This is a genomic window from Pseudomonas sp. AP42 (assembly GCF_001728935.1).
GTDB lineage: Bacteria > Pseudomonadota > Gammaproteobacteria > Pseudomonadales > Pseudomonadaceae > Aquipseudomonas > Aquipseudomonas lactis.
The window spans coordinates 1-10,154 of record NZ_LYSO01000164.1 but is presented as its reverse complement, the minus strand read 5'-3'; the positions used below and the strand labels follow the sequence as shown (position 1 = coordinate 10,154).

The following is a 10,154-nucleotide window of genomic DNA, read 5'->3' as shown; positions in this document are numbered from 1 at the left end:
GTACCCGGTCCAACTGTGTTGCTTGTCAGGCCGTCTTCGCAGGCAAGCCAGCTCCCACATTTGGATGGCGGTGCGTCAGTTAGAACAGCGTCGGCCATCCGGTCGTCACGGGAGCAAGCTCCCTCGCCACAGGTCCAGCGTCGCACCAAAGTTGTGTAGATACCTATGGCTACCGCAGGCAAGCCAGCTCCCACCGTTTGATCTTCACAAGCATCGAGCGATCAGCGTGCGCCAGGGTCTGCCACCAACCGCCCCGCATCCTTGGTCAACGCCTGCACAAACTCCTGCTGCAACTCCGGGTCATTGCGCGTCAGTTCGATCAGGCTTTGTTCCAGCTCGCTGGCTTCTTCTTCCAGGCCCAACTCCGACAGGCGTTTGACCCGGTGCACCCACTGGTTCACCTCGTCATCTTCCAGATCGTCGTAGATCAGGGCATGGGCTTCGAGCAACTTGCTGCGCAGCGTGTTGCTGACCGCCAGGGTCGAGTCGGTATGCACGTCGTCCTGGCCATCTTGCACACTGATCTTCAAGGTGGTGACGCGGTTCAGGTCCTGCTCGGCAAACGGGCTGTCCAACAGGTTCAGGCGCAGTATGCCGTTGCGGTCGGTGGTCAGTTCGTGGGTCTGCTTGCCGGCGGTGACTTGTACCGGGCGTTCGCTCCAGGGCAGGCTCGAATACTCCAGGCGCTTGTCACGCTGGACTTCATCGATAGCCGCCAGGTTCTGTTGCGCACGGCCGTGGGATTGCACGTTCATGAACGGGTTGATGCCGTCCACGCCATAGCTCAACCAGTCATGGGTCACACTCGTGGGCAGGTTGCCGAGGGCGAAGATATTCACCACGTTGGCACCCACGCCCGCCACCAGCGCCACGGCACCCAAGGGCATCTCATAGAGTTTGCGCCAGGGCTGGTAGGGCGTGTAGCGGTCGTAACGACGGGTGACTTCGAATTCGGTGACCTCGAAGGTCTTCTGCTCATGAATGCGAACCCGGCGTTGCGGCAGCTCCAGCACTTTAGGCTCGCCTACGTCGATCTGCAGGCTGTGGTCGAGCAACTTACGCTCGACCCGCTCCTCGTGCTCACTGCGTTGCGACATCTGATTGGCGCAGCCGCTGACCAGCAGGGCGCCGCACAAGGCGGCGCCCCCCAGGGCTCTGGTGTTTCGCTTGAACATGACTTCTCTTGATCTGGTTTTCAGCGACGAATACGCGCCTGAAGGAAAGACAGCACGTCAGCCACCGGCAACGGTTGGGCTTCGGCTTCGGTCCGGCTCTTGTATTCCAGATTGCCATCAGCCAGGCCGCGGTCGCTGACCACGATCCGGTGCGGGATGCCAATCAGTTCCATGTCGGCGAACTTGATGCCCGGGCTGGTTTTCTTGTCCCGATCATCGAGCAGCACTTCAAAACCGGCAGCGGTGAGTTCCGCGTACAGTTTGTCGGTGGCTTCGCGTACTTGCTCGGTTTCATAGCGCAACGGCACCAGGGCCACCTGGAACGGCGCCAGGGCGTCACTCCAGATAATGCCTTTCTCGTCGTTGTTCTGCTCGATGGCAGCGGCAACCACGCGGGACACGCCGATGCCGTAGCAGCCCATGTCCAGGGTGATCGGCTTGCCGTTCTCGCCCAGTACTTCGCACTTCATCGCCTTGCTGTACTTGTTGCCCAGCTGGAAGATGTGCCCGACTTCGATGCCGCGCTTGATCTCCAGGGTGCCCTTGCCATCCGGGCTCGGGTCGCCGGCCACGACGTTGCGCAGGTCGGCCACGGTTGGAACCGGCAGGTCACGCTCCCAGTTCACGCCGAAGTAGTGCTTGTCGTCGATGTTGGCGCCTATACCGAAGTCGCTCATCAGCTCCACCGAGCGGTCGATGATGATCGGCAGCGGCAGGTTCAGCGGGCCCAGGGAGCCCGCACCGGCGCCAATGGCGTCGCGCAGTTCGGCATCGGTGGCCATGACCAGCGGGCTGGCTACGCCAGGCTGGTTGGCGGCCTTGATTTCGTTGAGCTCGTGGTCGCCACGGATCACCAGGGCGATCAGCTTGCCTTCTTCTTCGGCGCGCACGATCAGGGTCTTGATGGTCTTTTCAATCGGCAGATTGAATTTCTCCACCAGGGCCGCGATGGTCTTGGTGTCTGGCGTGTCGACCAGGCGCAGCTCCTCGGTGGGAGCAGGGCGCGAGGTTTCACGTGGTATGGCTTCGGCCTTCTCGATGTTCGCCGCGTAGTCGGAACCGTTGCTGAACACGATATCGTCTTCGCCGGACTCGGCCAGCACGTGGAATTCGTGAGAGCCGGCACCGCCGATGGAGCCGTTATCCGCTTCAACCGGACGGAACTTCAGGCCCAGGCGCGTGAACACGTTGCAGTAGGCCTGGTGCATGCGATCGTAGGTCGCTTGCAGGGAAGCCTGGTCGGCGTGGAACGAATACGCGTCCTTCATGATGAATTCGCGGCCACGCATCAAGCCGAAGCGTGGGCGGATTTCATCACGGAACTTGGTCTGGATCTGATACAGGTTCAGCGGCAACTGCTTATAGCTGCTCAGCTCGTTGCGCATCAGGTCGGTGATGACTTCTTCGTGGGTCGGGCCGGCGCAGAAGTCGCGGCCATGACGGTCTTTAAAACGCAGCAACTCAGGGCCGTACTCTTCCCAGCGCCCGGATTCCTGCCACAACTCCGCCGGTTGGGTGCTCGGCATCAACACTTCCAGAGAGCCGGCAGCGTTCATTTCTTCACGAACGATGGCTTCGACCTTGCGCATCACCTTCAAGCCCATGGGCAACCAGGTGTACAGGCCCGAGGCCAGTTTGCGGATCATACCGGCGCGCAGCATCAGCTGATGGCTGATCACAACCGCGTCGGAAGGCGTTTCTTTCTGTGTGGCGAGCAAATATTGACTGGTACGCATGGTAGGCCGTTGTCGGTTGCTTGGACTTGAAATGACTTGGGATTGTACGGGCGCTTGTCGCCGGAGTACAGGCGTGACGTTGCGGGGGATCTGACTGTGGGGGGCTGGCCCTAATGCCTGTAGGAGCGAGCTCGCTCGCGAAAAATTCACAGGCGCCGCGTTCATACAGGAAGCCCGCTTTATCGTTGACGTTTTTCGCGAGCAAGCTCGCTCCTACAAGGGGTCTGTTTCTTCAGGGGGATTCAGCCGGGCGCGGCGGTTCTCCTGGAACCAATGCAGCGCAATCAGGAACAGCGTCGGCACGCCCATCAGGCAGGTGATCATAAAGAAGTTGTGATACCCGAACTTCTCCACCATCACCCCCGAATACCCACCGATCAAACGTGGCAGCAACAGCATGATCGAGCTGAGCAACGCATATTGGGTGGCGGAGAACTTGAGGTTGGTGAGGCTCGACAGGTAAGCCACGAACGCTGAAGTGGCCATGCCCGAGCTGAAGTTGTCCAGGGAGATGGTGACGATCAACATCTGCAGGTCAGGGCCCATGTCGGCGAGCATCACGAACAGCAGGTTGGTGCCGGCCGAGGCCACGCCGCCGATGAGCAGGATCGGCAATATCCCGAACCGCACGATCAACAGCCCGCCCATGCCGGCACCGAGCAGGGTCATGATCAGGCCGAAGATCTTGCTCACCCCGGCGATCTGGTCCTTGGTGAAACCCTGGTCGATATAAAACACATTGGCCATGACGCCCATCACGGTGTCGGACATGCGATAGGTCGCAATCAGCCCGAGCAGTAGCAGCGCCTGCCAGCGGTAGCGCAGGATAAAGTCGTTGACCGGCGTCAGCACCGGCGCCAGGCCCCGGCGGCCCATGGCCGAAAGGCACAGCGCAGTGAGGGTGATATAGAGGATGGCACGCAGGAAGGCGCGGTCTTCCATCAGCAGCTCCCACAGGCTCACGCCCTGGAACAGTACGCTGGCAAAGTCGGTGTTATACAGCTGGGTAAACATCGCCGGCACCGAGACCAACAGCACGATCAGTACAAACACCGACACCAACTGGTGCGCGAAGCTGTAGCGCCCGGCCTGCAGTTGGGTGCGCAGTGGCACATCGGGCTCACGCATAAACAATGTGGTGAGCAGCGCCGGCACCATCAACACGCCGAACAGCACATAGGTGCCGGTCCAGGCCGAGTGTTTATAGTTGAAGCCGGTGGAGCCGAAGCCTTCGGCAAAGAACAGCGCACCGGCCGTGGCCAGCAGGGCGGCGATGCGATAACCAGACATGTAGCTTGCCGCCAGGGCGGCCTGACGGCTGTCGTCGGCGATTTCCAGGCGGTAGGCATCCACAGCGATGTCTTGGGTGGCCGACGCGAAGGCGACGACCACCGCAATGGCGATCAACCAGGACAGGTGTTTTTGCGGGTCGCAAAAACCCATGCCGATCAATCCGAGGATCACCAGCGATTGGGCCAGCACCAGCCACGAGCGACGGCGCCCCAGTTTCCCCAGCAACGGCAGGCGCCATTGGTCGAGCAGCGGCGACCAGACCCATTTGAAGGCGTAGGCCAGACCGATCAGGCTCGCATAGCCAATGGTCTCGCGGGCCACACCGGCTTCACGCAGCCACACTGAAAGCGTCGAAAACACCAACATGTAAGGCATGCCGGCGGCGAAACCGAGCAACAACAGCACTAACGTCGAAGGGCTGGCATAGGCGGCGAGCGCGGCGCGCCAGGTTTTACGGGGCATGGGCTGGAGTCTGCCTCAGATTTGCGGAAACAAAGCGCGCACTCTAACCGCTGTGCTCTACCGGACGCCAGCCATGACGCTGAATATCAACACGATTGTTCAGGATAGTGACGCCTTCGCTACGTAAACGCGCACGTTGTTCGTCACCCGAGGCACTGCCCACCGGCAGACTTATCCGACCACCGGCACCCAGCACCCGATGCCAGGGCAATCGCGTGTCCTGCGGCAACTGACTCAGGGTGCGCCCGACCCAACGGGCAGCACGCCCCAAACCTGCCAGGTGTGCCAGCTCGCCGTAACTGACCACGCAGCCTTCGGGCACCTGCGACAGCGTCAGGTACAGGGCAGTGCGGCGTATCTCGGCGGGGCTTTGTGGCGTATCGGCAGGTGGAATCACTGTGGGCATATCCGTTGAGATCGTCGTTGTTTTGTCAGAAACGTCTGTAAACATGACGATGAGTATTGAACTCAATATAAATCCTTGAGTCAGTTCTAGCCATGTAACACTATAACGCCCCTTTTTTCGCCTACCCTGAGCCCCGTACTTGCTTATGTTGTCCAGAACCCTGTTGTGCCTTGCTGTTTTCAGTGCTTCCACGCCCTTGCTCGCCGATACCGTCTGGTTGAAAAACGGTGACCGGCTCACCGGCAAGATCAAAGTCTTCGACGGTGGCAAGTTGCTGATCCAAACCTCCTACGCAGGCTCCATCCCGGTGGACTGGAAGCAGGTCAAAACCCTGGAAAGCGACCAGGAACTGCTGGTCAAGCAGGACGCCTACACCGGTGAAAAGGCCAAATCCTTGCAGGCAGCCGATGATGGCAAGGTGGTGCTGGCTAATGGCGAGGCGCCCAAGACGGTGGAACTGGCAAGTATCCAACAGATCATGAAGCCCAAGCCTGTGATCGAAGACCTGGTGTGGAAGGGCAACGTCGACCTGGCGCTGGACTACAAGCGCGCGGACAAAGACACCAACGACTACGACATCGACTTCAAGACCTCGGCCCGTCACGGCCAGTGGCGCCATACGGGCAAGGGCGAGTACAACCGCGAGTTCCAGGACGACGTCACCACCACCGACAACTGGGCCCTGGAATACGACCTGGACCGCTTTATCACCGAGCACTGGTTCTGGCAGGGGCGCCTGACCTACAAGCGCGACAAGGTCGAAGACCTGGCGCGCCAGCGCACCGTCGGTACCGGCCCGGGCTACCAGTTCTGGGACGATGAGTTGGGCGCGTTCTCCCTCGGCTCGCTGGTCAACCGCACCGATTACGAATATGCCGACGGCGGCAAGGACAACTTCTACTCCCTGGCCATGAAGTGGAACTACAACCGCTACCTGGTAGGCAAGACCGTGGAGTTCTTCACCAATGGCGAACTGGGCAAGCCCCTGGACGGCCCGGCCGATTACTCTCTGGATGCCGAGATGGGCCTGCGCTACAAAGTCACCGAATGGGCATCGCTCAACCTCAAGGCCGAGCGTGACGTCATCAGCGGCGACTCCGACAGCAGCTTGAGCAAGACCCGCTACACCGCAGGCTTCGGCGTGGCCTGGTAAGCCGGCGTCGGCCCCTCTGGCAACCTGCGCAGATATTGATTACCTTGTGTTGAGATCCATTCCCATATGCCATGGGGCGCGGAATATCCGAGGAATCCTATATTGAGCACGCAGGTTGCCAAGAACGCCCGAGAGCTGTTGCTCAAGGAATACCGTGGGGCGCTCGCCACACAGTCCAAAGCCATGCCCGGTTTTCCCTTCGGCTCGGTGGTGCCCTACTGCCTGGACGAGCAGGGCCGCCCGCTGATCCTGATCAGCCGCATTGCCCAGCACACCCATAACCTGCAAAAAGACCCCAAGTGTTCGCTGCTGGTGGGTGAGCGCGAGGCCGATGATGTGCAAGCCGTCGGGCGCCTGACCTACCTGGCCGAAGCCGAGAAGCTGGAAGACGCCGCCGCCATCGAAGCAGCTGCCGAGCGCTACTACCGCTACTTCCCTGATTCGGCCAACTACCACAAGGCCCATGATTTCGATTTCTGGGTGCTCAAGCCGGTGCGCCACCGTTATATCGGTGGGTTTGGCGCGATCCATTGGGTCGACCAGTTGACCTTGGCCAACCCGTTTGCGGGCAAGGCCGAGCGCAGCATGATCGAGCACATGAACAGCGATCACACCAAAGCCATTGCCCATTACGTCGAGCTGGGCGGTTTGCCAGCCACCGAGTCTGCGCAGTTGGTCGGTATCGACAGCGAAGGCATGCACCTGCGCATTGGCCAATCGTTGCATTGGCTAGGGTTTGCCGAGCCCTGCAATACGCCGACACAAGTACGCGAAGCCCTGGTTTCATTGGCGCACGCCGAGGTCTGGCCGAAAAAAACCGTGGCTACTGCTTGAATTCACGCAATGGCGACGTCATCTAAGGTGAACTGGCAAGGCATTCTTGCGTTGAGGAACCATTTGATGCGCCCTTTTTTATTGCTCTTTCTGCTGTTTCCGGTGTTGGAGCTGTTCGTATTCGTTAAAGTCAGCGGTGCGATCGGTTTCTTCCCGGCGCTGCTGCTGATCATCGCTGGCTCCATGCTTGGCGTGCTGGTGCTGCGTGTCGCCGGCCTGGCGACTGCGCTGCGTGCCCGTGAAAGCCTGAACCGCGGCGAACTGCCGGCCCAGACCATGCTTGAGGGCCTGATGATGGCCCTGGCCGGTGGCTTGCTGATCCTGCCGGGCTTTATCAGCGACGTGCTTGGCCTGGTGCTGTTGCTGCCATTCACCCGCAAGCTGCTGGCCGGCAAAATGCGCCAGCGTGCTGAAGAGGCCGCGATGCGCCAGCGTGCGTTCGCCGACGACCTGCAACCCCGTGGCGGTCCGGCTCCGCGCCAACCCCTGGGGCGTGAAGGTGATGTGATCGAAGGCGAATTCGAACACCGCGACAACAAATAACCGCTTCACCGGCACGGCACCTTCGGGTGCCGTGTTGCATTTACCCTTGAGCCGACACAAAAAATTTCATCCCCGGCCCCTTGTAATAAGCCTGGGCGCCCTTATGTAACGGTCACCGCAAGGTTTCTGGTGGTGACATCAGACAGACTTCCGCGTCTCGCCCAGCGAGCCGCGACCGGCACCGCCGGAATTTAACCCGCCGGAATTGATACCGGCCGATGAAAAACACAATTAGGAGAGATCGACAATGAAGCTTCGTCCTCTGCACGACCGCGTCGTAATCCGTCGCAGCGAAGAAGAAAAGAAAACCGCTGGCGGGATCGTTCTGCCAGGTTCGGCTGCTGAAAAAGCCAACCACGGTGTGATCGTCGCTGCTGGTCCAGGCAAAACCCTGGAGAACGGTGATGTACGCGCACTGGCCGTGAAAGTGGGTGACAAGGTTGTTTTCGGCCCTTACTCCGGCGGCAACACTGTGAAAGTAGACGGCGAAGACCTGCTGGTAATGGCTGAGAACGAAATTCTCGCCGTTCTGGAAGACTGATTTCCTCGCTCATTTTCCCGTTACTACAAAGTATTTAAGGAATATCGATCATGGCTGCTAAAGAAGTTCTGTTTGGCGATTCCGCCCGTAAAAAAATGCTCAAAGGCGTTAACGTCCTGGCTGACGCGGTAAAAGCGACCCTGGGCCCGAAAGGCCGTAACGTGATCATCGAGAAGAGCTTCGGCGCTCCGACCATCACCAAGGACGGCGTTTCCGTCGCCAAAGAAATCGAACTGAAAGACCGTTTCGAGAACATGGGCGCGCAGCTGGTCAAAGACGTTGCCTCCCGTGCCAACGATGACGCAGGCGACGGCACCACCACTGCTACCGTACTGGCTCAGGCGATCGTCAACGAGGGCTACAAGGCCGTTGCTGCCGGCATGAACCCTATGGACCTCAAGCGTGGCATCGACAAGGCGACCATCGCCATCGTTGCCGAGCTGAAAAACCTGTCCAAGCCGTGCGCCGACACCAAGGCCATCGCTCAGGTAGGCACCATCTCCGCCAACTCCGACAGCTCCATCGGCGACATCATTGCCGAAGCCATGGAAAAAGTCGGTAAAGAAGGCGTGATCACCGTTGAAGAAGGCTCGGGCCTGGAAAACGAACTGTCGGTTGTAGAAGGCATGCAGTTCGACCGTGGCTACCTGTCTCCTTACTTCGTCAACAAGCCAGAGACCATGGTTGCCGAACTGGACAACCCGCTGATCCTGCTGGTCGACAAGAAGATCTCCAACATCCGCGAAATGCTGCCAGTACTGGAAGCCGTTGCCAAAGCCGGCCGCCCATTGCTGATCGTTTCCGAAGACGTTGAAGGCGAAGCCCTGGCGACTCTGGTTGTGAACAACATGCGTGGCATCGTCAAGGTTGCAGCCGTCAAGGCTCCAGGCTTCGGCGACCGTCGCAAGGCCATGCTGCAGGACATCGCCGTATTGACCGGTGGTACCGTTATCTCCGAAGAGATCGGCCTGAGCCTGGAAAGCGCCACCCTGGAAAACCTGGGTAGCGCCAAGCGCGTGACCATCTCCAAGGAAAACACCATCATCGTTGACGGTGCTGGCGTTGAAGGCGACATCGAGTCCCGTATCGCGCAGATCCGTGCACAGGTTGCCGAAACTTCCTCGGATTACGACCGTGAAAAACTGCAAGAGCGCCTGGCCAAGCTGTCCGGCGGCGTTGCAGTGATCAAGGTTGGCGCTGGCTCCGAAGTTGAAATGAAAGAGAAGAAGGCCCGCGTTGAAGACGCCCTGCACGCAACCCGTGCAGCCGTTGAAGAAGGCGTGGTACCTGGCGGTGGCGTTGCGCTGATCCGTGCTCTGGAAGCGCTGACTAACCTGACCGGCGAAAACGCCGACCAGAACGTCGGTATCGCTGTGCTGCGTCGTGCTGTTGAAGCACCGCTGCGCCAGATCGCTGCCAACTCCGGCGACGAGCCAAGCGTTGTGGTCAATGAAGTCAAGAACGGCAAAGGTAACTACGGTTACAACGCTGCGACTGGCGTCTACGGCGACATGATCGAAATGGGCATTCTGGACCCTACCAAGGTGACTCGTTCCGCGCTGCAGGCAGCAGCCTCCATCGGTGGCCTGATCCTGACCACTGAAGCTGCAATCGCTGACGAGCCGAAGGCCGAAGGCGCAGCTGGCGGCGGTATGCCAGACATGGGCGGCATGGGTGGCATGGGCGGCATGATGTAAGCCAGCCTTACCCGGCGCTATAAAAAGCCCCGCCTGCAGTGATGCAGGCGGGGCTTTTTTATGCACGGTTGCATGCTGGACCTGTGGCGAGAGAGCTTGCTCCCGTGACTGGCGCAGATCTCCCAGACACCCCCGCGATCCAACTGTGGGAGCTGGCTTGCCTGCGATGACGCCCTGCCAGCCGACGGCAATCTCCCTGACACCCCGCGATCCCAATGTGGGAGCGGGCTTGCTCGCGAAGGCGGCCTGACAGTCAACACAGTTGGACCGGGTACATATCCGTTATTTAGGTAACGGCCACTTAGGGTTCCGCC

The 10,154-nt window shown here is 59.8% G+C and carries 9 protein-coding genes; 5 read left to right on the top strand and 4 right to left on the bottom strand.

The genetic code is table 11. The features are described 5' to 3' along the window. Positions 1-221: 221 nt before the first annotated feature. The 4 genes from A7K61_RS29215 to A7K61_RS29200 all read right to left on the bottom strand — a co-directional run bounded on the left by A7K61_RS29215 (position 222) and on the right by A7K61_RS29200 (position 5,072). On the bottom strand, positions 222-1,175 hold the full coding sequence (locus tag A7K61_RS29215; RefSeq protein ID WP_044270891.1) for a hypothetical protein: 954 nt from the start codon (positions 1,173-1,175) through the stop codon (positions 222-224). A 20-nt stretch (positions 1,176-1,195) separates the two neighbouring features. Beyond that, positions 1,196-2,911, bottom strand: a complete 1,716-nt coding sequence (locus A7K61_RS29210; RefSeq protein ID WP_019817246.1) for a proline--tRNA ligase — start codon at positions 2,909-2,911, stop codon at positions 1,196-1,198. 213 nt (positions 2,912-3,124) lie between these two features. Next, positions 3,125-4,666 (bottom strand): AmpG family muropeptide MFS transporter, encoded by a 1,542-nt coding sequence (locus tag A7K61_RS29205; protein ID WP_069558904.1) that lies wholly within the window; start codon positions 4,664-4,666, stop codon positions 3,125-3,127. 43 nt (positions 4,667-4,709) lie between these two features. Continuing rightward, positions 4,710-5,072 carry an MGMT family protein gene (locus A7K61_RS29200; RefSeq protein ID WP_047711696.1) on the bottom strand — a complete coding sequence of 121 codons (363 nt, stop codon included), beginning with the start codon at positions 5,070-5,072 and terminating at the stop codon, positions 4,710-4,712. 145 nt (positions 5,073-5,217) lie between these two features. On the opposite strand from A7K61_RS29200, the gene A7K61_RS29195 reads away from it, so the two are divergent. From A7K61_RS29195 to groL, 5 genes are all read left to right on the top strand, one after another. Then, entirely contained in the window at positions 5,218-6,225 is a 1,008-nt protein-coding gene (locus tag A7K61_RS29195; protein WP_044270899.1) for a DUF481 domain-containing protein, read from the top strand. Positions 6,226-6,327: 102 nt separating this feature from the next. Continuing rightward, positions 6,328-7,059, top strand: a complete 732-nt coding sequence (locus A7K61_RS29190) for a HugZ family protein (protein WP_047711695.1) — start codon at positions 6,328-6,330, stop codon at positions 7,057-7,059. 66 nt (positions 7,060-7,125) lie between these two features. Beyond that, positions 7,126-7,602 (top strand): FxsA family protein, encoded by a 477-nt coding sequence (locus A7K61_RS29185; RefSeq protein WP_047711694.1) that lies wholly within the window; start codon positions 7,126-7,128, stop codon positions 7,600-7,602. 247 nt (positions 7,603-7,849) lie between these two features. Beyond that, the gene (locus A7K61_RS29180; RefSeq protein ID WP_069558903.1) at positions 7,850-8,143 is read left to right on the top strand and encodes a co-chaperone GroES; all 294 of its coding nucleotides are present in this window, start codon (positions 7,850-7,852) and stop codon (positions 8,141-8,143) included. 50 nt (positions 8,144-8,193) lie between these two features. Beyond that, a complete protein-coding gene (gene groL, locus A7K61_RS29175) occupies positions 8,194-9,840 on the top strand; it encodes a chaperonin GroEL (RefSeq protein ID WP_044270906.1) in 1,647 nt (548 codons plus the stop codon). Positions 9,841-10,154: the final 314 nt, after the last annotated feature.

Bases quoted from the DNA above. Each gene is read 5' to 3' on its own strand.
- A7K61_RS29215 (WP_044270891.1), bottom strand. From the start codon at position 1,175: ATGTTCAAGCGAAACACCAGAGCCCTGGGGGGCGCCGCCTTGTGCGGC.
- A7K61_RS29210 (WP_019817246.1), bottom strand. From the start codon at position 2,911: ATGCGTACCAGTCAATATTTGCTCGCCACACAGAAAGAAACGCCTTCC.
- A7K61_RS29205 (WP_069558904.1), bottom strand. From the start codon at position 4,666: ATGCCCCGTAAAACCTGGCGCGCCGCGCTCGCCGCCTATGCCAGCCCT.
- A7K61_RS29200 (WP_047711696.1), bottom strand. From the start codon at position 5,072: ATGCCCACAGTGATTCCACCTGCCGATACGCCACAAAGCCCCGCCGAG.
- A7K61_RS29195 (WP_044270899.1), top strand. From the start codon at position 5,218: ATGTTGTCCAGAACCCTGTTGTGCCTTGCTGTTTTCAGTGCTTCCACG.
- A7K61_RS29185 (WP_047711694.1), top strand. From the start codon at position 7,126: ATGCGCCCTTTTTTATTGCTCTTTCTGCTGTTTCCGGTGTTGGAGCTG.
- A7K61_RS29180 (WP_069558903.1), top strand. From the start codon at position 7,850: ATGAAGCTTCGTCCTCTGCACGACCGCGTCGTAATCCGTCGCAGCGAA.
- groL (WP_044270906.1), top strand. From the start codon at position 8,194: ATGGCTGCTAAAGAAGTTCTGTTTGGCGATTCCGCCCGTAAAAAAATG.